Origin of the sequence: Rhizobium sp. BE258 (assembly GCF_031457345.1) — a bacterium.
In the GTDB taxonomy this organism is placed as follows: Bacteria; Pseudomonadota; Alphaproteobacteria; order Rhizobiales; family Rhizobiaceae; genus Rhizobium.
This window is the reverse complement of the sequence record NZ_JAVDWL010000001.1, coordinates 748,930-770,192: the sequence shown is the minus strand read 5'-3', so window position 1 is coordinate 770,192 and position 21,263 is coordinate 748,930. Positions and strand designations below refer to the sequence as shown.

Sequence of the window (21,263 nt, the reverse complement as noted above, 5' to 3'; positions counted from 1 at the left end):
CCGATGAACATGCGCAAAGCAGGGAATTGATCCGATGATCGAGGCGACAGCCAGGTTCGAAACGGGAAACGGCCAGAAATATCTCGAGCAGATGTGCAAGCACTTTGCCCATAAGGTCGAGGTCATCGAGGCGGACGGGCATGCCGAATACCGCTTCTCCTGCGGCATCGGCAAACTGGAGGCGGGGCGAGACGCCCTGCTTCTCAGGGTCAGCGCCGAAAGCGAAGCGGAATTTGCCGAGACCCGGGCGGTGATGGAGGACCATCTCCTTCGCTTCGCCTTCAAGGAGAAACCGGAGCCACTGCTCTGGACGAAGCAGCACCAGGACGCGTGAGCACAGCATTGAGACACGGGAGCGCTGCGCGTTTTCGCGCGGCACTTCCTGCCGTCGATAAAGGTGAACCATGAGCCAGTCTTCCCGTCAGATTGCCGAACGGGCTACGTTCCAGAGCTTTGTAAACTGCTACATGCGTGAAATCGATGCCGGTCTGTCTGCAAGACATGGCGGTGCTTCCGGTGTCGATTGCATCGAATGGGCGCTGCCCAGCCAGCATCTCTTTCTGCGCGCTGAAATAACTTCGCGGTCGCTCTGCGGTCCGCACCGCTTCGGCCGCGCCTGGTGCAAGGGCACATCCGAAATCGCCTGGCGGCCGGTCGCGCTCGTCACCGCGCTGCAGTTCCTCGTCCATGAAATGTACAGGCGCGGTCATGACCTGCCTGCCGATACCCTGCAAGGCCTGGAACTCGAGCTCCTTCTGCGCGTGCTGCAGAGCTACCGCCAGACGATGAGCTATCTGGATGCCGGGGGCGAGGCGCGGACGTCGAGCGACCGTTTCATCGATGCCGAGCAATCGCTGGTCTTCGGTCACTGGATGCACCCGACGCCGAAGAGCCTGCAGGGCATGTCCGCCTGGCAGCAGCCAAGCTATGCACCCGAATTCGCCGGCGAGTTCCAGCTGCATTTCTTCGCGGCTCGCACCGATTGTGTCAGGCATGCCTCGGCACGTGCCGAAAGCGCCGTCGAGATCATCGAGAGCATGGCAAGGGAGGCTGCGGGGCTCCTGCGCGACGGCGAGACGCTGATACCCATGCATCCGCTACAGGCCGAGGCTCTCAGGCTCGACGCCGATGTGCAGTCGATGCTGCGCAGCGGCCTGCTTCGCGATCTCGGTGCCCGCGATGCACCATTCACCGCAACCTCGTCGGTACGCACGGTCTATAGCCGCAGCCAGCCCTGGATGCTGAAATTCTCGTTGCCGGTACAGATAACCAACTCCTTGCGCCGCAACCGGCGCCATGAGCTGGATGCCGGGATCGCCATTGCAAAACTGTTCGACAGGACCGGCATTTCGGAACGCTACCCAAATTTCCGGATCATTCACGACCCGGCTTACATTACGCTCGATATCCCGGGCCTCAGCGAAAGCGGATTCGAAGTCATCCTCCGGGAAAACCCGTTCGTCGAGGGGCACGACGAAGGCATGGTGACAGTCGCTGCGCTCACCGCCGATCCGCTTCCCGGGCAGCCCTCTCGACTCGACCGGATCATCACCGGTCTTGCCACGCGTAGCGGCAAGGCGCGCTCCTGCGTGGCTCTCACCTGGTTCGAGCGCTATCTCGATCACGCGCTCGTTCCGCTCGTCAAACTCTACGACGAGTTCGGCATCGCGCTCGAGGCGCATCAGCAAAACAGCATTCTCGACGTCTCGGCAGGCTATCCCGGCGGCTTCTACTATCGCGACAATCAGGGCTTCTATCTCTCCAATCGCTACCGGCCGCTCTTGATGCGGCATGTGCCGGAGACGGCAGGGATCGCCTCGCTCTATTTCGACGATGCGGAAATCCGCAACCGCTTCGCCTATTATCTGACGGTCAATCAGATCTTCTCGCTGATCAGCCGCATGGGCCACGACGGGCTGCAGGATGAAAGTGCCCTGCTCCTGGTGCTGCGAAACCGCCTCGAGCAGCTCGCGGCCACTTTGAGCGGCGCAGGCCGCGACTTTGCGCGGCATCTGCTCGACCGGCCCGTCATCGCCACGAAGACAAACCTGATGGCCCGGCTTCTCGACATCGACGAGCTTCAGTCGGAAGGCGGCGTCTCGCTGTATAGCGACCTGCCCAACCCGCTATTCGCGGTCGCGGCCTCGGGCTTCCGGGAGGGCAATCATGCCATTGCCTCTTGAGCTTCACGGACGGCCCGAAGAGCGTGTCCTGCGCCAGCTCATTGCAGCGCTGCTCTTCGAAGGCATCGTGCCTCACGAGATCGCGGCCTCCGGCCAGACGCTGTGGAGCCTCGGAGCGGTTGAGTTCCGCTGCAGTGCGACAAGAGGCGCATTTGGCCGGGTGAGGATCGTGCCCGGCTCGATCGAAATGACTCACGATGGGCAATGGTGCGAGGCGACGCTCGCCGCAGTGGTGCCGCATCTGCCCGGCAATGCGCGCAACCGCGCCAGACTGCTCAACGAGATGGAGCAGACGGTGACGCTGTCGCGCTGGAACGCTGCCAACCTTGATCGGCGCTGCCGCCGTTCGTCGGCCTACGCATCGCTGGAAGCGCTGCTGGACGAGGGGCATCCCTATCATCCCTGCTACAAGGCGCGGACCGGATTTTCCGAAGCCGATCACGCCAGCTATGGACCTGAGGCCGGACGCCGCTTTCAGCTCATCTGGCTTGCCGTCTCCCGCTCGCTGCTGGAACAGCGGCTGCCCTGCGGCGAAGACGAGTTCTGGCAGCATGAGCTCGGAACCGACGTTTACGACGAGCTGTCGGGGCGCCGGGATGCACCCGGCCTTGGTGAGGATTTCGCGCTGCTGCCTGTTCATCCCTGGCAATGGCGCACCCTGAGCCAGGATCGCCTGAAAAACTGGATCACGGAAGGGCTCGTACATTGCCTTGGCACCGCCGGCCCGTTCTATACGGCCAGCCAGTCCGTCCGAACGCTGCTCGACGCGGAAGAACCCCGCCGCGCCCATCTCAAACTGCCGCTGGCGATGGTCAACACCTCGGCCGAGCGAATATTGGAGCCGCATTCTGTCTGCACCGCCCCCATCATCTCGGCGTGGATTGATAGCGTCGTGCGCTCGGACAGCCTGTTTGCCACCCGCTACCCACTGACGATCCTGCGCGAATATGCGGGCATGATCGCCGGCCGCTCGACAGAGCTTTCCGGCCATCTCGGTGCCATCTGGCGGGAGAGCCCTGAAGCCAGCCTTGGTGCCGGCGAAGCGGCGATCCCGTTCAACGCCCTGATGATGATCGAGGCGGACGGCGCGCCATTCATCGATCCTTTCGTTCGGCGCTATGGCCTTGACGCCTGGATGGACCGGCTTCTCGACATCGCCGTGCTGCCCGTCTGGCATCTGCTTGTGGCCCACGGCATCGCCGTCGAGGCACATGGGCAGAACATGGTTCTCGTCCACAAGGACGGCTGGCCGGTCAGGATCATGCTGCGCGATTTCCATGAGAGTATCGAATTCTCCACGGATTTCCTCGCCGACCGCCAAAACGCGCCCGATTTCGCGCAACTGGACGCCGTCTACCGGGATGCCAGGCCCGGCGATTTCTATTCGACGGACTCGCTGGATTCGCTGCGGGAATTGGTGATGGACACGCTGTTCATCTACAATCTCACTGAGGTTTCGCATCTTCTCGAAGAACATTACGGCTACAGCGAAACCGCCTTCTGGCAGAAGACCACAGCCTGCCTCGCGGCTTACGCGAAACGGCATGATCTCGGAGAGAGGCAGGCCGCGCTCGGCCACAGCGCTCCGTCGATCCTCACCGAATCCCTGATGACCCGGAAGCTGCTCGCAGCCCAGCCGGAATATCATCACCTCATCCCCAACATCTTTGCCGTCACCGGCTGAACAGAGGATAACCCGATGATCACCATAGACGATACGCTTTACGACCGGGCCCATTTCGACAGCGCCACAGAGCGATGCATAAAGGAATCCGGGCTCGACCGGCGCCAGCCCGCCCGCTATGCGGTCTGCTTTGCCAACACCGTCGACTGGCTGGAGCTGTTCTTCGCCATCCGCTCGATCGGGGCCAACGTCCTGCCGATTTTTCCGGGCACGCCCTATCCCGCTGCCCGCCGTCTTGCGGTCAGCGCCGGTTGCGGCACGCTCTTCTACAACAGCCTACAGGCGGAATTGCTCTCGGAACAGGAAGCCGCCGCCGGCGAAGGACAGCTGCTGCAGATGAGCTCCGGCACGACGGGAACGCCGAAATGCATCGCGCGGAACTGGAGCGAGATCGATCGCGAGATCGAAAGCTATGTCACGGCGTTTCGCGCCCCTGAGGCAATGACCCCTGTTGTCGCCTGCCCCACGACCCATTCCTACGGGCTGATCTGCGGCATTCTCGTTGCGCTTCGCCGCGGCCAGACGCCGGTGATCCTCAACACCGCCAATCCGAAATACCTGCTGCGAAAGCTTAAGGAGATCGACCGCCCGTTGCTCTATTCGTCGCCGGCGATTCTCCACACGCTGGCAAGGCTTCTGCCTTCAGGCGAAAAGATCCATGCTGTCATGACATCGGGAACCGTTCTGCCAGAGCCCTGGTTTGCCGATATCCGGACCAGGGCGGAGCACATGTTCCAGCAATATGGCTGCTCCGAAGCCGGATGCATCGCCATCAACCCGGATGTCCGCAGCGCCGCCGATATGGGCTATGTCCTGCCGCACCATCGTGCCGAAGCCGGGCAAGGCGCCACCGCTCCCGGTGAAATCGTCGTCAGCAATGCGACTACGGCCGTTCGCACCCAGGATCTCGGCTATCTGCGCGAGGACGGCATGCTGGTCTTCGTCTCGCGCATGGACGACACGATCAACGTCTCGGGTCTCAACGTTTATCCGAAGGATGTCGAGGACGCAGTGATGCTGATGCCCGGCATTTCCGATGCCGTCGCGTTTCGCAAGCCGGATCGTTTTGCCGGCGAGCGCGTGACGCTGATTTTCAGCGCTGCAGAGGCGATCAACCCGCTCTCCGTCCGCGAATGGTGCAGCCGCAATCTTGCCAGCCATCAGCTGCCGATGGAGATCCTGCAGGTCGGCGCCGTGCCGCGGCAGGCAAATGGCAAGATCAGCCGGAGGCAGGTGGCCGAAATGCACCAGGCCGGTGCCTTCGCGGCCCCAGCCATGGAGGCGGCACAATGAACCGCGGCGAGATCATCTCCGCCATCGGCTCGATCCTGCGCGATACGATGCAGCTTCCACATGCCGGCGCCTTTGCGCCGACGGCGCGGCTCAACGAGGATCTCTATCTGGATTCCGTGCTGATCCTGCAGATCTTCCTCAACCTCGAACTGGAATACGGGCTTCCCGCCGTCGATGAGATCATCAACCGCCAGGATATCGTCACGGTCGAGGATCTCGCCGGTCTCTTTGCCGATGCGCCGGCAGAGCCAATATCTCCTGCTGCTGTGCCTGAAGGCGATGGCGTGCACGGCGAAGCTTATTACGACATCAAGGTTCACTGCTTCGTCAGCTGCGTCTGCGAGGGCCTGAAGAAGGCGGGGCTTGACCACCGGCCCTTCTATTTCGGCGTATGGGACGCCGATTTCGCTGTCAGCGAGCAGTTCGAACTGCTCTATCACACGCCTGCAATCAGCCAGGAATTCTTCCGCTCGTGGTTCGAAACGCTCTACGGCGCCGAAGTGCGAGAGTGGTACGACCACGGCAGGTCTAAGGAAGAGAACCTTTCGACGATGCTCGATCTGATCGAGCGCCGCGGCGAAACCGGCTATGTCATGGTGATGGTCGATCTTTTCCACCTGCCGGAACGGGAAAACAAGTTCAACCAGAACCCCTTCCCGCACTACCTGATGATCGAGACGAGCGGCGATCCCGAGATCTGGAATGTTCTCGACCCCGACTACCGCTGGCAGGGCCAGATCGAGCGCGCCAAGATCATCAATGCGATGATGCAGCCCAGCGTCGCAGGCGGTTACGTTTTCGACCGCTCCGAAGCGCGTGCGCCTGTTGACGAAGACCTGCGCGACTATTTCCACGCCAGCTTCCATCCACGCGGCAATCCGCTCGTCGATGCGGTCCGCAGGATCGTTGCGGCGCATCTCGACGGCCCGCCGCGCCTGCAGCTCCCGGCGCTGGCTTCGGCGGTGCGCGAACTCCCGGTGATCTCGATCCGCAAGTATGCCTATGAGCACGGCTTCGCGTTCTTCTGGCGCGCCCTCAAGCTGCCATCGGCGGAATTCGACATCTGGTGCGACGAGATCGAGGCTCTATTCCAGGAGCTCAAGTCGCTGCATTACGCCTGCATGAAACTCAGCCAGACGCGCGACCACAACTTCGCAGCCGACGTCTTCAAACGCCTCGACAACGCCGAACGCATTGAGGGCAGGATCAAGAACAAGTTGCAGGAGGTCTTCGGCCTCTGGTGCGAAAGCCGCGGCATTGCCGCTTCCGCTGCGCCGTTGGCGAGAGGAGTATCACGATGAAGGTCTCTCTCTGCACCATCACCTTCCGCCACCATCTTCTGTCGATCGAAGACATCGCCAACTGGGCGCGCTGCAACGGCTTTCAGGGGATCGAACTCTGGGGGGCGCATGCGCGCAATCTTGCCGCCAGGCCGGAGCTGGATGGCAGCTGGCTCGCGGGCTTCGGGCTCGGCGTGCCGATGATCAGTCACTATCTGCCGCTTGAAGCGGAAGCCGCCACGCTTCGGCGGCTGGCGCTGGAGCTCTGCGGTCACGCGAACCGCTGGGGCGCGCGGAAGATCCGCATCTTTGCAGGCAGTCGTGCCAGTGCCGCGACCTCGATCGAAGACCGGCGCCGGATCATCGCGCGGCTGCGGGAGATCGCGGTGATTGCCGAAGCGCATGGCCTGCTGCTACTGGTAGAAACCCATCCGAATACCCTCGCCGACACCGGCCCTTCGACGCTCCGGCTGATCGACGAAGTTCGCCACCCGGCCTTCAAGATCAACTTCGATGTTCTGCATGTCTGGGAAGGCGGCGACGATCCCGTCGCCATGCACCGCGCTTTGCGCCCGCATATCCGACACTACCACCTGAAGAACGTCGCCTCGCGCGATGATCTCGATATTTTCGAACCGGCGAATGTCTATTCAGCCGCCGGCCGGCGCGATGCGATGACGCCGCTTTTTGCCGGTGCCTTCGACTATGATCGCTTCCTGTCGGAGCTTTCCGGCGAGCTTAGCGCCGATGCATCGCTGGAATGGTTCGGCTCCGACTGCTTCGAGGTGTTGAAAAACGACCGCGGACGTCTTGCCGACACACTCGACAACACGGTCCCGCTTCAACGCTCGGCCAATTTCTAACTTCGGATATCGACCATGCATGTGTTCAAGACATTTCTCACCACCCTCTTTCTGCTGGTCCCGGGCGTTGCCGCGCAGGCGCTGGAGATCGAGACGGCGCAAGGCGTCGTGACCATCGATGCGGCGCCGAAAACTGTTGCGGTTTACGACATCGCGGCGGTCGATACGCTCGACAAGCTCGGCGTCAGGATCGACGGCCTGCCGTCGAAACTCTACGTCCCCGAACTCGATCGCCTGAACGGGACGGCCAAGCCGGTCGGCGATATTTTCGAGCCCGATCTTGAAGCGTTGAGTGCGCTTTCCCCCGATCTCATCATCGTCGGCGGCCGTTCCTCGCCAAAGCTCTCGTCCGTCTCGAAGGTCGCTCCGTCGATCGACATGACGATGGATGGCGACGATCTGCTGCTGCAGGCGAAGCAACGGCTCTCGGCTTACGGCGCATTGTTCGGCAAAGTGGCGGAGGCGCAGGCCGCGTCTGCGGAACTCGACCAGGCCGTGGAAAAGGCCCGCCAAGCGATCGCCGGCAAGGGCAAGGCGCTGATCGTCATGACCAATGGCCCGAAGATCTCGGCCTATGGCGCCGGTTCCCGCTTCGGCTGGGTGCATAACGCGCTGGCGCTTCCATCCGCTGTAAAGGACGTCACCGCCGCGACGCATGGCGAGGCTGTTTCCTTCGAATTCATCCGAGAGGCCAATCCCGACTGGCTGTTGGTGCTCGACCGGGCAGTGGCAATCGGCTCCAGCGACCAGAACGCCAAGGCGACGCTCGACAACGCCCTTGTCGCCGAGACGGCCGCCTGGAAAAAGGGACAGGTGATCTACCTGCCCGCCGCCGACTTCTACATTGCCGCGGGCGGGGTTCAATCGACGCTTCGCGTCCTGGACCAGATCACCACCGCTTTTGCCGCCGCGAAGCGATGAACTGTCGCCTGTCCTGCAAGTGGATTGCGCCGCCTTTGCTCGCGGCGCTTTTTGCCGTCAGCCTGTGTGTCGGCGCTGGCAGCACGGGGACCGGGCCGTTCGATCCGGCGGCGCAGCAGCTGCTGTTCGTCAGCCGCCTGCCGCGCACGCTTGCCGCCGTTCTGGCGGGTGCGGGCCTCGCCATCGCCGGCCTGATCATGCAGACCATCGCCAGAAACCGCTTCGTCGAACCGGCGACGGCCGGAGCGGCGCAGAGCGCGGCGCTCGGCATCCTCATCGCCACCATCTTCTATCCGACAGCCTCGCTTGCCCTAAAGACGCTGGTCGCCACCGCGACCTCCCTTGCCGGAACCACGGTCTTCCTGGCGACGGCCCATCGCCTGCCGCCGGAGCAGCCCTATCTGGTGCCGCTGTTCGGCCTCGTCTATGGCGGGGTGATCGGCGCGGCGGTGACCTTCGCCGCATGGCAGACCGATCTGCTGCAATATGTGGAAATCTGGATGAACGGCGAGTTCTCCGGCATCCTGCGCGGGCGCTACGAACTGCTGTGGCTCGCCGTACCGCTGGTCGGCGCCGCCTGGTGGATTGCCGACCGGCTGACGATCATGACGCTCGGGCGCGATGCCTCGATCGGGCTTGGCATCAGCTATGGGCGGATGCTGCAGGCCGGGCTGGTCATCGTCTCGGTCATCACGGCGCTGACGGTCACCGTCGTCGGCATGATCCCCTTCGCCGGGCTTGTCGTGCCGAATGTCGCCTCCCGTCTGCTCGGCGACAATATCCGCAGCTCGATCGGATGGGTGGCCGCAGGCGGCGCAATCCTGGTGCTCGGCTGCGATATTATCGGCCGCCTCATCCGTTACCCCTATGAAATACCCGTCGGAACCGTCATGGGGGTTACAGGCGCACTGCTTTTCCTTGTGCTGCTATTCGGGCGGCGAAGAGATGCATAAGACGCGCCTGCTCATCCTCGCCGCTCTCGCGGTCGCCAGCCTTATCGCCTTCATGTCGATCGGCCTTCGCGGCAACATCGCCTTTGCACTGGAGCTGCGCGCTGTAAGGCTCGCGGCCCTCATAGTCGTGGCAGCATCCATCGCCGTCTCGACGGTGCTGTTTCAGACCGTCACCGGCAATCGCATCCTGACGCCATCGATCATGGGCCTCGATGCCCTCTACGTCTTCGGCCAGATCGCGCTGGTCTTCGCCGTCGGCGGCGCCGGATTCTCCGCGCTGAATGCGGAAGCGAAGTTCGGCATGGAAGTGCTGCTTCTGATGCTGATGTCCTGCGCGCTGCTCTTTCCGATGCTGAAGACTCGGACGGATATCGGGCTGATGCTGCTGGCAGGCGTCGTTGCCGGCATTCTCTTCCGCAGCCTCACCTCGCTCCTCGCTCGCCTCATCGACCCAAACGAGTTTGCCGTCGCGCAGACGGTGAGCTTCGCCAATTTCAGCAACGTTGAAACAGGTCTGCTCGGGATCGCGGCGGTCCTGACGCTTGCCGCCGTCATCGCCGCCTGGCGCCTGCGGCATGTGCTCGACGTTCTGCTGCTCGGGCGCGAGAGCGCCACCGGCCTCGGCATCGACTGGCTGAAGACGGTGGCCGCCATTCTTCTGCTGGTCTCGGCCCTGGTCTCGGTCTCGACCGCCCTTGTCGGCCCCGTTGCCTTTCTCGGCCTGCTTGTCACGGCCCTTGCGGAAAAGATCGGCGGGAGCAGCAGACACGGCGCGCTGATCCCCACCGCCATAGTGGTCGCCATCATCCTTCTCGTCGGCGGCCAGACCCTGCTGCAGCATCTGTTGGGCAGCGCCTCCACGCTCGGCATCGTCATCGAATTCGCCGGCGGCCTTGTCTTCCTTCTGATGCTGATTACCGGGAGCAGAAAATGATCCGTATCGAAAATGTCTCGCTGTCAATCGCCAAGGCAGAAATCCTCAAATCCGTCGAGCTGACGATCCCCAAGGGCGGCATCACGGCACTCGTCGGGCCGAATGGCGCCGGCAAGTCCACGCTTCTGTCGCTGATCGCGCGGCTCCAGCCGCTGCAGCATGGCTCGATCTCCGTTGACGGGCTTCCCGTCGGCACCACCAGCGGCCGGGAGCTTGCCAAGGTGCTGGCGATCCTGCGCCAGGACACGGCAACGGCAAGCAGGCTCAGGGTGCGCGAACTGGTCGGCTTCGGCCGCTTCCCCCACCACCGCGGCCGCCTGACGGCCGCGGACGAGAAGCTGATCGACGAGGCGTTGGCGGGTTTCGATCTCAACGATCTCGCAAGCCGATTCATCGACACGCTTTCCGGTGGCCAAAGACAACGCGCCATGGTGGCGATGACGTTCTGTCAGGGCACCGACTACCTGCTGCTCGACGAGCCGCTGAACAATCTCGACATGTTCTACGCCCGCCAGCTGATGCAGACACTGCGCCGGATCGCCGACGAGAACGGCCGCACCATCGTCATCGTTATCCACGACATCAACCAGGCGGCCGCCTATGCCGACCGGATCGTTGCCATGAAGGACGGGCGGATCATCGCCGCCGGCGCGCCTGAAGAGGTCCTGAAGACCGATGTGCTGGAAGCCGTCTTCGGCTACGCGATGCCGGTACACGAAGCCGAGGGCATGCGGGTCGCGCTGCATTTTTGCCGGTAGAACGCCGGGCAATGATAAAAAATACCACTTTCCTTCGGCGCCGATCGGATGCATGTCTTCGCCCACCCGGCGGTATGACGGCGGGATCTATGATCAAAAGTGGATATGAGCATGACGCAGCAGGCATGGAACCACCCCGTAGCCGCCATCACTGAAAACGAGCGGGCCGCCCGCCTGGACCGGCTTCGCCAGAGCATGCGGGAACGCGGCATTGCCGCCACGCTTCTCGGTCCGACGGAAAGCCTGCGCTACTTCACCGGTCTCGTCTGGCATCTGAGCGAGCGCCTGCTCGGCGCTGTCGTCACCGAAGACAGGCTCACCTATATCGTGCCGGGTTTCGAGCTTAGCCGCGTCGAGACTCTGCCGCATCTTCCGGGCGATCTGCTGGTCTGGCAGGAAGAGGAAAGCCCCTCGGCCATCGTCGCGCAGCTTGCAGGCGCCTCAGGCAAGCTGGCGCTCGACGATGCGTTGCCGCTCGCCTTCTACCATGCCTTCGCCGAAAAGATCGGCGCCGCAAGGCTCGTCGATGCCGGGCCGATGATCAATGCGTTGCGCCTCACCAAATCGCCAGCCGAGATCGCCATCATTCAATATGCGATGAAGCTGACGCTCGGCATTCACGGCAAGGTCCGCGAGATGATCAAGCCCGGCATCGCCGCATCGGAAGTGGTCCGGTTCATCGATCAGCAGCACCGTGCGGCAGACGCTGACAACGGCTCGAGCTTCTGCATCGTCTCTTTCGGCACCGCCACGGCGCTGCCGCATGGCGCCGATGGCGAGCAGATCCTTCAGGATGGCGACGTCATTCTCGTCGATACGGGTTGCCGGATCGACGGCTACCATTCCGATCTGACCCGGACCTATATGCTTGATCCCACCAGCGAATTCGAGCGCGCCTGGTCGATCGAGCGCGAGGGACAGCTGGCGGTTTTCGGTGCGGCAACGCTTGGTGCTGCCTGCGAGACGCTGGATGCAGCAGCCCGCAAGACTTTTGCCAACCATGGGCTAGGCCCGGACTATCAGCTGCCCGGTTTGCCGCACCGCGCGGGCCACGGACTGGGGCTCGAAATCCACGAAGGACCGTTCATCGTCCGCGGCAACAAGACGCCTCTGGCGCCTGGCATGTGCTTTTCCAACGAGCCTATGATCGTCTTTCCCGGCCAGTTCGGGGTTCGCCTGGAAGACCATATCTACATGTCGGAGACCGGCGCCAACTGGTTTACCGAGCCGTCAACCGGCCCGTCGTCGGTCTGACGCGAACCGCAAGATGCAAAACCCGGCCATCCTCCGACAGGAGAATGGCCGGGCCATATGGACGAAAATCAATCAGCTTGCGGGACTGATCTCCCGCCGCGCAAGTTTGCCTTCCTCGGCCTTGTAGAAATACTGGCTGGCGACGAGCCAGCCTTTCAGCGGCCTCAGCGGCGGAATACAGGTCGCCAGCATGAACGGACCTGTCACCAGGAACTGCACCCAGAGCGGCGCCGAGAAGGCGACCTCCAGCCACACGCCGAGCAGCACGCTCGGGACGCAGGCAAAGCAGATGACGAAGAAGGCCGGGCCGTCGGCCGGATCGGCGAAGGAGTAATCCAGTCCGCAAGCCTCGCACTCCGTCCGAAGCGTCAAGAAGCCCTTGAACATGTGCCCCTGCCCGCATCGCGGACAACGGCCGCGAATGCCGGTCTGCATGGGAGGAAGAGGAGGATATTCGGTATCCACGGTTATCTCGCTTTTCAGGTTGCGAGGCATTTTTATATGCATTCAATGCCTCTGAATGTATGCATACAATATAATTACATTGAAGGCGAATTGCCAGTCTATTAGGCACAATGCCGCAGTGACTTGATCGTAAAGTTAAGAAGCCATCTCCAGCGCCGTCACGCGCCGCTTCCGCCAGCGCGGCAAAGACTGGACGGGATCAGAAAAACGACGCCGTCATCTCGGGCGAGCCTTCCAGTGCATGCGCCATGAAATCCAGCGCGCCCTGCAGACGCTCTCTCGTAATCGGCCCGCCAATGCAGACGCGCACAGCCTCCGGCGCCTGGCCATCGACGGTGAAGGCATCGCTTGCGACGACACCGATACCCGAACTGCGCATATGGCTGCTGAAGGTCGATCGGGTCCAGCCATTCGTCAGCGGCAGCCAGATATTGAAGCTGATCGCATCCGCGTTATAGCTGCCCGCAGGCAGGATCCTTGCCACCATCTCTTGGCGGGCCGCTGCCTCGGTGCGGATGAAGTGGAGGATGGAATCGGCGGTACCGTCTTCGATCCACTGGGTCGCCAGCGCCAGATTGAGCGGCGAGGCCATGACATTGCCAGTGCGCATGGCGCTGATAAACGGCCAGATCGCCTTGGTATCGGGCGCCACGACGAAGGCCAGCCGCAAGCCGGCGCCGATGCATTTCGCCAGACCGCCGATATGCCAGGTGAGCTCCGGCGCAATCGCCGCCAGCGGCGGGGGGCCATCGGCAGGAATGAAGCCATAGGCATCGTCTTCGACGACGGGCAGATTGTATTTGCGGGCGACCGCCGCGATCGCTTCGCGGCGCTGAAGCGGAATGGTCAGCGTCAGCGGGTTCTGCAGGGTCGGGTTGAGATAGAGCGCCTTCGGCTTCAGCCTTTCGCAGGCATCGGCCAGCGCATCCGGGAGAATACCCTCTTCATCCATCGGGAGCCCCGACAGATTGAGCCGCAGCTGAGCAGCGATCGAGCGCATGCCGGGATAGGTGATGTTTTCGGAGAGAACGGCATCGCCCGGCCGCGCCAGCATGCCGAAAATAGCCAGCAGCGCCGGATGCGCGCCGGGCGTGACGAAGATGCGCTCCTGCGACGGCGCCAGACCACGGCGGCCAAGCCAGACGCCGGCCGCCTCCTTGTCCATCGCCGAACCGCCAAATCCCTGATAGCGCAGCAGCGGGATCAGATTGGCGGCGACGGTTGCCATGCCATCGCGCATTCGCTCCAGAAGCTCGACGCCATCGGGCTCGGGCGGAAGGTTCATCGAGAAATCGGCGACGGCTTCGCGCCGCGGATCGGCAACGGCTTCGGCAGCAAACCCTCGGCGCTCTTTTTCCTGACCACCGGTTACGAAGGTGCCACGGCCGACATGCGAGCCGACAAGCCCGCGCTTGCGCGCCTCAACATAGCCACGGGCGACCGTGGTGAAATCGATATTGAGGCGTTTGGCGAGCTCGCGCTGCGGCGGCAACCGGTCGCCGGCAGCAAGCACACCGCTTCTGAGATCCATCTCGATCAGATCGGCAATCGCCATATAGCGTGGGCTGGAAGAGCGGTTGAGATCTGGGTGCCAGTCTTTCATCTGTGATCCGTCGATACCGGGCCAACGCGGGAAGTAGCTCCCGCATTGACTGTATATTGTTGCATCGAGTTTCTGTCACGCGGAAACATTGTCGCAACATCGGATTCCAGGGAAGCTTTGGCATCCCCGCAGATACGGGGATGCCCTTCTGGGGCGTTTACCGCCAGCCGAGCGCCGGGGCGACGTGCTTGAGGATGCTCTCGATCACATGCGCGTTGTAGTCGACACCCAGCTGGTTCGGCACGGTCAGCAGCAGCGTGTCGGCCTCGGCGATCGCCTCGTCCTGCTTCAGCTGAGCAATCAGCCGGTCGGGTTCTGCTGCATAGGAACGACCGAAAATCGCCTGCGTCTGCGGATCGATGTTGCCGATCTGGTCCTGGCTGTTGCCGCTGGCGCCGAAATAGGCGCGGTCCATATCGTTCATAAGCGCGAAGATGCTGCGGCTGACGGAGACCCGCGGCTCGCGCGCATGCCCGGCTTCCTTCCAGGCCTCGCGATAGATACGTATCTGTTCGGCCTGCTGGATATGGAACGGCTTGCCGCTCTCGTCGGTCTTCAGCGTCGAGCTCTGCAGGTTCATGCCGAGCTTGGCAGCCCAGATGGAGGTCGCATTGGAGCTCGATCCCCACCAGATACGCTCACGCAGGCCCTCGGAATGCGGTTCGAGGCGCAGCAGGCCCGGCGGGTTCGGAAACATCGGCCGCGGATTGGGCTCGGCAAAGCCCTCTCCGCGCAGCACGTCCAGAAACACCTCTGTGTGGCGGCGGCCCATATCGGCATCGCTCTCACCGTCGGCTGGGGCGTAGCCGAAATAGCGGTAGCCATCGATGACCTGCTCCGGCGAACCACGGCTGATGCCGAGCTGCAGGCGGCCGCCGGAGATCAGGTCCGCCGCTCCGGCATCTTCGGCCATGTAGAGCGGGTTTTCGTAGCGCATGTCGATGACCGCGGTACCGATCTCGATCCGCCTGGTCTTCGCGCCGACTGCCGCCAGAAGCGGAAATGGCGATGCCAGCTGGCGGGCAAAGTGGTGTACGCGGAAATAGGCGCCGTCGGCGCCGAGCTCCTCGGCGGCCACCGCCAGGTCGATCGACTGCAGCAACGTGTCGCCCGCCGTGCGGGTTTGCGATTGCGGGGAGGGCGTCCAGTGCCCGAACGAGAGAAAACCGATCTTTTTCATGATGCTGTCATCCGCAAGGTTTCGTTGCCGCTGTCTTGCCACGCCGCCGCGCCGGAATATAGCCGCGCCCCATTGAACAGAGTGTCGCTTCCGGCGCGCCTCGCATCATGCCTCTGTTATGAGCATTGGCAGCAATCGCAGATCTGCCATGCATGAGGCGGGACGCTGGAAAAACGTAAAAACAAAAACGCCGGCTCGAATGAACCGGCGTTTCCGATAGAAATTCTGAAGACTTCGCGGGCCGATTAGCGGCCGGCTGCAGAGCGTGCGACCGAGCGGATATCACCGCGGTCGATGCCGAGGTCGTACAGTTCGCGGTTCGTCATGCGACCCAGTTCTGCAACGGTCTGACGGTACTTGCGCCAGTTATTGAAAGAGCGTGCTACGTTCATCTCGGTCCCCTTCCGTGGGCTTTGCGAACCCTGCTGCCCCAATCGGCGCTCCGTTCGCTTCGATGAGAAATATATAATCTAAGCCAGCCGGGATTTGCAGCGCTAAGACATCTGGACAGCATTGCGCAGAGTGCATAGCTTGCCCATCTTGCGGGCAATTAATGAACACTTGGTGTCCTGACTGCAAAGGCGAAGTCTTCCGCCACGAGTTCGCTGATCGAAATCAGCACCTCTTCCGCCGTGAACCCCGAGGCGATCGCCGCGCGGATCAAATCCTGGAGATCCGGTTCGATCACATCGCGGCAATCCTCAAGCCTCTCGTCCGAAACATTCAAGCTGTAAAGTTCTTCCATCGCACAACCCTTTCATGTCCCGTCCGCCGGACCGCAGTCCGGCGGCGCGATCGTTACCGTGCCGATACTTTGCGTTTTGCAGCAGGCAGGAGGCCTTCGCGCTGCAGCTGCTTGCGGGCAGCCTTGCGATGGCGGGACACGGCCTGCGCGTGCTCGCGAACCCGTCGTTCCGAGGGCTTTTCATAGGCGCGGCGTTCCTTCATCTCGCGAAAGACGCCTTCCTTCTGCAATTTCTTCTTCAGCACACGAAGCGCCTGCTCGACATTGTTGTCTCTGACCAGAACCTGCATGGTCTTCTCCTTCTTCGTTTGTGATGTCTCAGCCCAGCTGCCTGGCGATGATCGCCTTCAGTTCCCGCCGCGTCAGCAGGCAGGGATCGGGCTTCCAATTCTTGGTGGGCCGTTTCACGGCCTCTTCGCGCTTGCGCGGCGCTGCCGCGGCAGGCGCAATCGCGGTATTCGTCTTGTTCAAATGAAATCCTTTGCCGCCTCTTGGCGGCCGGCACAGCCCGGCAAAAACGCCGGGCGACCGGCTTTCGAGCCGGTCATGCGCGGTTTGTTATGTGAGTGATGGCCGAAAGATAGGGTGAGAGGCGCCGCATTGCAAGGCGGGCCAGCGACCGGGCAGAGCATCGGCACCCACCGCGGAAAGACCGCTGCGGCACAAAAGCGGCCGCAGCGGCTATGGTTTTTCAGCGATCAGCCTTTGATGAAGGCCAGCAGATCGGCATTCAGGATGTCGGCATGGGTTGTCAGCATGCCATGCGGAAAGCCCTTGTAGACTTTCAGGGTGCCGTTCTTCAGAAGCTTGATCGATTCATACGCGGATGCGCCGATCGGCACGATCTGGTCGTCGTCGCCATGCAGCACCAAAGTCGGCACCGAAATGTTTTTCAGGTCTTCGGTCTGGTCCGTTTCCGAGAAGGCCTTGATACCTTCGTAATGCGCCTTGGCGCTGCCCATCATGCCCTGACGCCACCAGTTGCGGATCACGCCATCCGAAACCGTCGCGCCCGGACGGTTGTACCCGTAGAACGGGCCAGCCGGAACGTCGAGGAAGAACTGGGCGCGGTTGTCGGCAAGCGCCTTGCGCAAACCGTCAAACGCATCGATCGGCAGGCCGCCCGGATTGGCGTCCGTTTTCAGCATCAGCGGCGGGACGGCGCTGACAAGCACCGCCTTGGCGACGCGGCCCTGCGGCTCGCCGAACTTGGCGACATAGCGCGCGACCTGTCCGCCTCCGGTGGAATGGCCGATATGAACGGAATTCTTCAGATCGAGATGTTCGACCACGGCGGACGCGTCGGCCGCGTAGTGGTCCATGTCGTGACCTTCGCTCACCTGCGCGGAGCGGCCGTGGCCGCGCCGGTCATGGGCGATGACGCGATAGCCGTGATGAAGGAAGAACAGCATCTGGTTGTCCCAGTCATCGGCCGAAAGCGGCCAGCCGTGATGGAACACGATCGGCTGGGCATCCTTCGGACCCCAGTCCTTGTAGAAAATCTGCACGCCGTCTTTGGTCGTGACGAAATGATTGGTCATGATCGGTCGTCCTCTGTCGTTCGGGGTTGATTGTCGAAAGGGCAAGCGAAATGGAGTTATGGCAGCTGAAAATGTCGCGCAAACGAATGTCCCTACCCGCGCGCGGCGCCATCATCCCGGATGACTGCGAAGACATCAAGGTTGGATTTCGCGAACGGCAGCGAGGCTGGCCGGGCAGCTCTCTGGGCGGGTCAATCGAGACGGGATGCGGCCTGGCGGTCAGTTCGCGCTTTTGAAATCGAGACCGATATCGAGGATCGGCGCGCTATGCGTTATCCAGCCGACGGAGATCAGATCGACGCCGGATGCAGCGATGTCAGGCGCGGTCGTAGGCGTAATGCGCCCCGAGGCTTCGGTGATCGCCCGGCCGGCAACGATATCGACGGCCTGGCGCAGCATGACCGGGTGCATGTTGTCGAGAAGCACGGCATCCACGCCCTCGTCCATCACCTCCCGGAGCTGATCGAGCGTATCCACCTCGATCTCGATCTTGACCATGTGCCCGGCAGCAGATTTGGCTCGGCGCAACGCCTCGCGGATGCTGCCTGCGATGGCAATATGGTTGTCCTTGATCAGCACGGCATCATAGAGCGCGAAGCGATGGTTCATGCCGCCGCCTGCCCTCACCGCATATTTTTCCAGCGCCCGAAGCCCCGGAGTCGTCTTGCGCGTGCAGGCAACCGACGCCTTCGTTCCGGAGATCGCCTCAGCAATCGAAGCGGTTACCGTGGCGATCCCCGAGAGATGCGAGAGAAAATTCAGCGCCGTGCGCTCGCCGGTCAAAAGTCCCCGCGACGGGCCTGATATCGTTGCGATCACGTCACCGGACTTGACCGCCATGCCGTCCTGCAGGTGCCGCTCCATGACGATCGCGGGATCGACGAGCTGAAAGGAAAGCTCGGCCGCATCCAGACCGGCAATGATACCCGGCTGCCGCGCAGCCATGACGACCGTGGAGCGGTGGTCCGCGGGAATGACGGCAGCCGAGGTGATATCACCGGCAAGACCGAGATCTTCGGCAAGGGCTGCCCGGACAAGAGGCTCGATCACAAGGCGCGACAGGGGAACAAGGCTCATATCAGGCACTCCTTGCAAAATCTTGAGAGGCGGCGGCGCGGGCAATCTCCAGCACCTCGGCAAGCGTCATCATCCGCCTGCGTGCAACGCCCTGACGCAGCGGGAAATCGGTCCGCGCATGCGCCCCGCGTGATTCCTGGCGCAGGCTGGCAAAGACGGAAATGGAAAGCGCCACGATCGCGGGATCGGAGGCCGGACCTTCGCTTTCTGCCAGCGGCAAGAGCGCAGAGATCGCACCATGGATGGCGCCAGCATTGCGCAGCACGCCGAGATGGCGAGAGACGATCGGCCGGACGAAGCTTGTTTCGGGGCCCGGCGGCAAGGCGGGAACCGCCCCGAGGCTCGCCTTGATTGCCGATGAAGCCATATCGCGGGCGGCACGCATGCCCATCACCGCCGCTTCGAGCAGCGAGTTGCTTGCCAGCCGGTTGGCGCCGTGAAGGCCTGTCGATGCAGCCTCGCCTGCCACCCAAAGTCCGGGCACGCTGGTGCGGCCGCCGCGATCAGTGGCAATGCCGCCCATATGATAGTGAACTGCCGGACGAACCGGGATCGGCGCGCTGCCCGGATCGATACCTGCTTCGTGGCAAAGGGCGGCGATCGCGGGAAAGCGCGCGCCGAACCGCGTTCCGAGCGCTCGGCGGGCATCGAGGAACACGCGTCCGCCGCGGGCGATCTCGGCGCTGATGGCGCGGGCGACGACATCGCGCGGCGCCAGCTCGGCACCCGGCACGCTGGCCATGAACCGCTCACCGCGCTCGTTGACAAGCTCGGCCCCCTCGCCGCGCACAGCTTCGCTGACGAGCGCCAGCGGGCGGCGGCGGCTGTCGAGCGCCGTCGGATGGAACTGCACGAATTCCATATCGGCAAGAACCGCCCCGGCGCGCGCCGCAAGCGCAACGCCCTGGCCAAAGTTTCCGGTCGGATTGGTGGTCGCCTCGTAAAGCCCGCCGATCCCGCCGGTCGACAGCAGGACGCGCGACGAGGACAGGACAATGCCGCCAGCCGGTCCCGCACAAAGGAGGCCGCAGACGACTCCGTCTTCTGTGAGAACCCGGCGCGCTTCGGCGCCTTCGATCACCGTGATTGCCGGATCGGCGCGGACGGCAGCCGTGAGTGCGCGGATGATCGCCGCTCCCGATCCGTCGCCACCGGCATGGACGATGCGGCGGCGGGAATGGGCAGCCTCCAGGCCAAGGGAAAGCGCACCATCGCCGTTCCTGTCGAAGACGACGCCAAGGCGTTGCAGAACCCGGATGACCTCGGATGCGTCGCCGAGAATGTCCGCAGCGGCCTCGGCGTCACACAGACCGTCACCGGCAGCCAGCGTATCGGCAAGATGCAGGCTCGGGCTGTCATCGGCGCCGACGCTGGCGGCAATGCCGCCCTGCGCCCAGGCGCTCGATGTTTCGGCCCCCAGCATACTGCGGGTGACGAGAACGGAGGGCTCCGGCGACAGCGTTAAGGCGGCGATCAGCCCGGCAAGACCGCTGCCGACGATCACGGGACGGCCAGAGAGATGGTCGAGGATCTCGATCATATCGCCAGCATCCTCTCCACCGCCCGCCGCGCCGCGACGGCAACGCCGGCATCCACGATCACCTCATGGCGGTTTTCTTCCAGCGCGGTGCGGATATTGGAGAGCGTGATCCGCTTCATATGCGGGCAGAGATTGCAGGGGCGGATGAATTCGACATCGGGATGATGCACCGCGACGTTGTCGCTCATCGAGCATTCTGTTAGCAGAACCACGCGCGTCGGCTTCTTTGCGCTGACGTAGTCGGACATCACCGCCGTCGATCCGGCAAAATCCGCTTCCGCCACCACATCGGGCGGGCATTCGGGATGCGCAAGGACGGTGACGCCAGGATGATTTTCGCGCAACTGCCTGACGTCATCGGCCGAAAACAGCTCGTGCACTTCGCAATGCCCGTGCCAGGCGATGATCTCGACATTGGTTTCCCGGGCGACGTTGCGCGCCAGGTATTCGTCGGGGATCATCAGCACCCGGGGGACGCCAAGCGACTCCACCACCTGCTTGGCGTTGCCCGACGTGCAGCAGATATCGGACGCCGCCTTCACCGCGGCTGAGGTGTTCACATAGGTGATGACGGGGACGCCAGGATGGGCCTGACGCAGCAGGGCGATGTCTTCAGGCGAGATCGAATCCGCCAGCGAGCAGCCTGCCGCCATGTCGGGGATGAGCACAGTTTTTGCCGGATTGAGCAGCTTCGCCGTCTCCGCCATGAAATGCACCCCGGCCAGAACGATGACGTCGGCATCCACATCGATGGCCTTGCGCGCCAGCGCCAGACTGTCGCCGACGATATCGGCAACGCCGTGAAAGATCTCCGGCGTCTGGTAGTTATGCGCCAGGATGACGGCATTGCGCTTGCGCTTGAGTTCGAGGATGGCCTCGACATCGTCTTCGAACGACATCCATTCGGCTTTGGGAATGACGCGACTGACGCGATCATAGAGGGACGCGGCTGATACGGGACGGTTCATGGCGGTCTCCTTTATGCTCAA

22 protein-coding genes are annotated in these 21,263 nt (G+C 62.8%); 11 read left to right on the top strand and 11 right to left on the bottom strand.

What is annotated here, in order from left to right; genetic code table 11:
- The first annotated feature begins 34 nt into the window (after positions 1–34).
- The 11 genes from J2X43_RS03585 to J2X43_RS03535 all read left to right on the top strand — a co-directional run bounded on the left by J2X43_RS03585 (position 35) and on the right by J2X43_RS03535 (position 12,123).
- Positions 35–334 carry a DUF2218 domain-containing protein gene (locus J2X43_RS03585; protein WP_112388576.1) on the top strand — a complete coding sequence of 100 codons (300 nt, stop codon included), beginning with the start codon at positions 35–37 and terminating at the stop codon, positions 332–334.
- 70 nt (positions 335–404) lie between these two features.
- A complete protein-coding gene (locus J2X43_RS03580) occupies positions 405–2,183 on the top strand; it encodes an IucA/IucC family protein (protein ID WP_112388577.1) in 1,779 nt (592 codons plus the stop codon).
- Entirely contained in the window at positions 2,167–3,867 is a 1,701-nt protein-coding gene (locus J2X43_RS03575) for an IucA/IucC family protein (RefSeq protein WP_310290887.1), read from the top strand. The genes J2X43_RS03580 and J2X43_RS03575 overlap by 17 nt, the downstream gene beginning before the upstream one ends.
- Positions 3,868–3,882: 15 nt before the next feature.
- Positions 3,883–5,160, top strand: coding sequence for an AMP-binding protein (locus J2X43_RS03570; protein ID WP_310290884.1), 1,278 nt, complete (start codon positions 3,883–3,885; stop codon positions 5,158–5,160).
- On the top strand, positions 5,157–6,461 hold the full coding sequence (locus J2X43_RS03565) for a DUF6005 family protein (RefSeq protein WP_112388578.1): 1,305 nt from the start codon (positions 5,157–5,159) through the stop codon (positions 6,459–6,461). The genes J2X43_RS03570 and J2X43_RS03565 overlap by 4 nt, the downstream gene beginning before the upstream one ends.
- Entirely contained in the window at positions 6,458–7,303 is an 846-nt protein-coding gene (locus tag J2X43_RS03560; protein ID WP_112388579.1) for a sugar phosphate isomerase/epimerase, read from the top strand. The genes J2X43_RS03565 and J2X43_RS03560 overlap by 4 nt, the downstream gene beginning before the upstream one ends.
- Before the next feature lie 15 nt (positions 7,304–7,318).
- Positions 7,319–8,224 (top strand): siderophore ABC transporter substrate-binding protein, encoded by a 906-nt coding sequence (locus tag J2X43_RS03555; RefSeq protein WP_112388580.1) that lies wholly within the window; start codon positions 7,319–7,321, stop codon positions 8,222–8,224.
- Positions 8,221–9,177 (top strand): iron chelate uptake ABC transporter family permease subunit, encoded by a 957-nt coding sequence (locus J2X43_RS03550; RefSeq protein WP_112388581.1) that lies wholly within the window; start codon positions 8,221–8,223, stop codon positions 9,175–9,177. The genes J2X43_RS03555 and J2X43_RS03550 overlap by 4 nt, the downstream gene beginning before the upstream one ends.
- Positions 9,170–10,111 (top strand): iron chelate uptake ABC transporter family permease subunit, encoded by a 942-nt coding sequence (locus tag J2X43_RS03545; RefSeq protein WP_112388582.1) that lies wholly within the window; start codon positions 9,170–9,172, stop codon positions 10,109–10,111. Before J2X43_RS03550 ends, J2X43_RS03545 begins: the two co-directional genes overlap by 8 nt.
- A complete protein-coding gene (locus J2X43_RS03540; RefSeq protein ID WP_112388583.1) occupies positions 10,108–10,869 on the top strand; it encodes an ABC transporter ATP-binding protein in 762 nt (253 codons plus the stop codon). Before J2X43_RS03545 ends, J2X43_RS03540 begins: the two co-directional genes overlap by 4 nt.
- Before the next feature lie 111 nt (positions 10,870–10,980).
- Positions 10,981–12,123, top strand: coding sequence for a Xaa-Pro peptidase family protein (locus J2X43_RS03535; RefSeq protein WP_112389016.1), 1,143 nt, complete (start codon positions 10,981–10,983; stop codon positions 12,121–12,123).
- Between the two features lie 72 nt (positions 12,124–12,195).
- Here J2X43_RS03535 and J2X43_RS03530 read toward each other — a convergent pair whose 3' ends face one another.
- The 11 genes from J2X43_RS03530 to nadA all read right to left on the bottom strand — a co-directional run bounded on the left by J2X43_RS03530 (position 12,196) and on the right by nadA (position 21,242).
- Positions 12,196–12,588 (bottom strand): DUF983 domain-containing protein, encoded by a 393-nt coding sequence (locus tag J2X43_RS03530; protein WP_112389017.1) that lies wholly within the window; start codon positions 12,586–12,588, stop codon positions 12,196–12,198.
- A 199-nt stretch (positions 12,589–12,787) separates the two neighbouring features.
- Positions 12,788–14,191: a PLP-dependent aminotransferase family protein gene (locus J2X43_RS03525; RefSeq protein ID WP_112388584.1), complete on the bottom strand. Its 1,404-nt coding sequence runs from the start codon at positions 14,189–14,191 to the stop codon at positions 12,788–12,790.
- A gap of 157 nt (positions 14,192–14,348) precedes the next feature.
- Complete coding sequence (locus J2X43_RS03520; protein WP_112388585.1) at positions 14,349–15,371, bottom strand: LLM class flavin-dependent oxidoreductase; 1,023 nt, start codon at positions 15,369–15,371, stop codon at positions 14,349–14,351.
- 245 nt (positions 15,372–15,616) lie between these two features.
- Entirely contained in the window at positions 15,617–15,763 is a 147-nt protein-coding gene (locus J2X43_RS03515) for a DUF1127 domain-containing protein (protein WP_112388586.1), read from the bottom strand.
- 158 nt (positions 15,764–15,921) lie between these two features.
- On the bottom strand, positions 15,922–16,116 hold the full coding sequence (locus tag J2X43_RS03510; RefSeq protein WP_112388587.1) for a hypothetical protein: 195 nt from the start codon (positions 16,114–16,116) through the stop codon (positions 15,922–15,924).
- A gap of 53 nt (positions 16,117–16,169) precedes the next feature.
- Positions 16,170–16,406, bottom strand: coding sequence for a 30S ribosomal protein S21 (gene rpsU / locus J2X43_RS03505; protein ID WP_112444127.1), 237 nt, complete (start codon positions 16,404–16,406; stop codon positions 16,170–16,172).
- Between the two features lie 28 nt (positions 16,407–16,434).
- On the bottom strand, positions 16,435–16,587 hold the full coding sequence (locus tag J2X43_RS03500; RefSeq protein WP_310290866.1) for a hypothetical protein: 153 nt from the start codon (positions 16,585–16,587) through the stop codon (positions 16,435–16,437).
- A gap of 227 nt (positions 16,588–16,814) precedes the next feature.
- Entirely contained in the window at positions 16,815–17,657 is an 843-nt protein-coding gene (locus tag J2X43_RS03495) for an alpha/beta fold hydrolase (protein ID WP_112388589.1), read from the bottom strand.
- Between the two features lie 219 nt (positions 17,658–17,876).
- On the bottom strand, positions 17,877–18,734 hold the full coding sequence (nadC, locus tag J2X43_RS03490; RefSeq protein WP_112388590.1) for a carboxylating nicotinate-nucleotide diphosphorylase: 858 nt from the start codon (positions 18,732–18,734) through the stop codon (positions 17,877–17,879).
- A gap of 1 nt (position 18,735) precedes the next feature.
- Positions 18,736–20,274, bottom strand: coding sequence for an L-aspartate oxidase (locus J2X43_RS03485; protein ID WP_112388591.1), 1,539 nt, complete (start codon positions 20,272–20,274; stop codon positions 18,736–18,738).
- The gene (gene nadA, locus J2X43_RS03480) at positions 20,271–21,242 is read right to left on the bottom strand and encodes a quinolinate synthase NadA (RefSeq protein ID WP_112389018.1); all 972 of its coding nucleotides are present in this window, start codon (positions 21,240–21,242) and stop codon (positions 20,271–20,273) included. Before nadA ends, J2X43_RS03485 begins: the two co-directional genes overlap by 4 nt.
- Positions 21,243–21,263: the final 21 nt, after the last annotated feature.

Coding starts and splice junctions, on each gene's coding strand:
- J2X43_RS03555 (WP_112388580.1), top strand. CDS start 7,319: ATGCATGTGTTCAAGACATTTCTCACCACCCTCTTTCTGCTGGTCCCG.
- J2X43_RS03550 (WP_112388581.1), top strand. CDS start 8,221: ATGAACTGTCGCCTGTCCTGCAAGTGGATTGCGCCGCCTTTGCTCGCG.
- J2X43_RS03485 (WP_112388591.1), bottom strand. CDS start 20,274: ATGATCGAGATCCTCGACCATCTCTCTGGCCGTCCCGTGATCGTCGGC.
- J2X43_RS03525 (WP_112388584.1), bottom strand. CDS start 14,191: ATGAAAGACTGGCACCCAGATCTCAACCGCTCTTCCAGCCCACGCTAT.
- nadC (WP_112388590.1), bottom strand. CDS start 18,734: ATGAGCCTTGTTCCCCTGTCGCGCCTTGTGATCGAGCCTCTTGTCCGG.
- J2X43_RS03520 (WP_112388585.1), bottom strand. CDS start 15,371: ATGAAAAAGATCGGTTTTCTCTCGTTCGGGCACTGGACGCCCTCCCCG.
- J2X43_RS03535 (WP_112389016.1), top strand. CDS start 10,981: ATGACGCAGCAGGCATGGAACCACCCCGTAGCCGCCATCACTGAAAAC.
- J2X43_RS03580 (WP_112388577.1), top strand. CDS start 405: ATGAGCCAGTCTTCCCGTCAGATTGCCGAACGGGCTACGTTCCAGAGC.
- J2X43_RS03495 (WP_112388589.1), bottom strand. CDS start 17,657: ATGACCAATCATTTCGTCACGACCAAAGACGGCGTGCAGATTTTCTAC.
- J2X43_RS03515 (WP_112388586.1), bottom strand. CDS start 15,763: ATGAACGTAGCACGCTCTTTCAATAACTGGCGCAAGTACCGTCAGACC.
- nadA (WP_112389018.1), bottom strand. CDS start 21,242: ATGAACCGTCCCGTATCAGCCGCGTCCCTCTATGATCGCGTCAGTCGC.
- J2X43_RS03585 (WP_112388576.1), top strand. CDS start 35: ATGATCGAGGCGACAGCCAGGTTCGAAACGGGAAACGGCCAGAAATAT.
- J2X43_RS03575 (WP_310290887.1), top strand. CDS start 2,167: ATGCCATTGCCTCTTGAGCTTCACGGACGGCCCGAAGAGCGTGTCCTG.
- rpsU (WP_112444127.1), bottom strand. CDS start 16,406: ATGCAGGTTCTGGTCAGAGACAACAATGTCGAGCAGGCGCTTCGTGTG.
- J2X43_RS03545 (WP_112388582.1), top strand. CDS start 9,170: ATGCATAAGACGCGCCTGCTCATCCTCGCCGCTCTCGCGGTCGCCAGC.
- J2X43_RS03510 (WP_112388587.1), bottom strand. CDS start 16,116: ATGGAAGAACTTTACAGCTTGAATGTTTCGGACGAGAGGCTTGAGGAT.
- J2X43_RS03560 (WP_112388579.1), top strand. CDS start 6,458: ATGAAGGTCTCTCTCTGCACCATCACCTTCCGCCACCATCTTCTGTCG.
- J2X43_RS03565 (WP_112388578.1), top strand. CDS start 5,157: ATGAACCGCGGCGAGATCATCTCCGCCATCGGCTCGATCCTGCGCGAT.
- J2X43_RS03570 (WP_310290884.1), top strand. CDS start 3,883: ATGATCACCATAGACGATACGCTTTACGACCGGGCCCATTTCGACAGC.
- J2X43_RS03540 (WP_112388583.1), top strand. CDS start 10,108: ATGATCCGTATCGAAAATGTCTCGCTGTCAATCGCCAAGGCAGAAATC.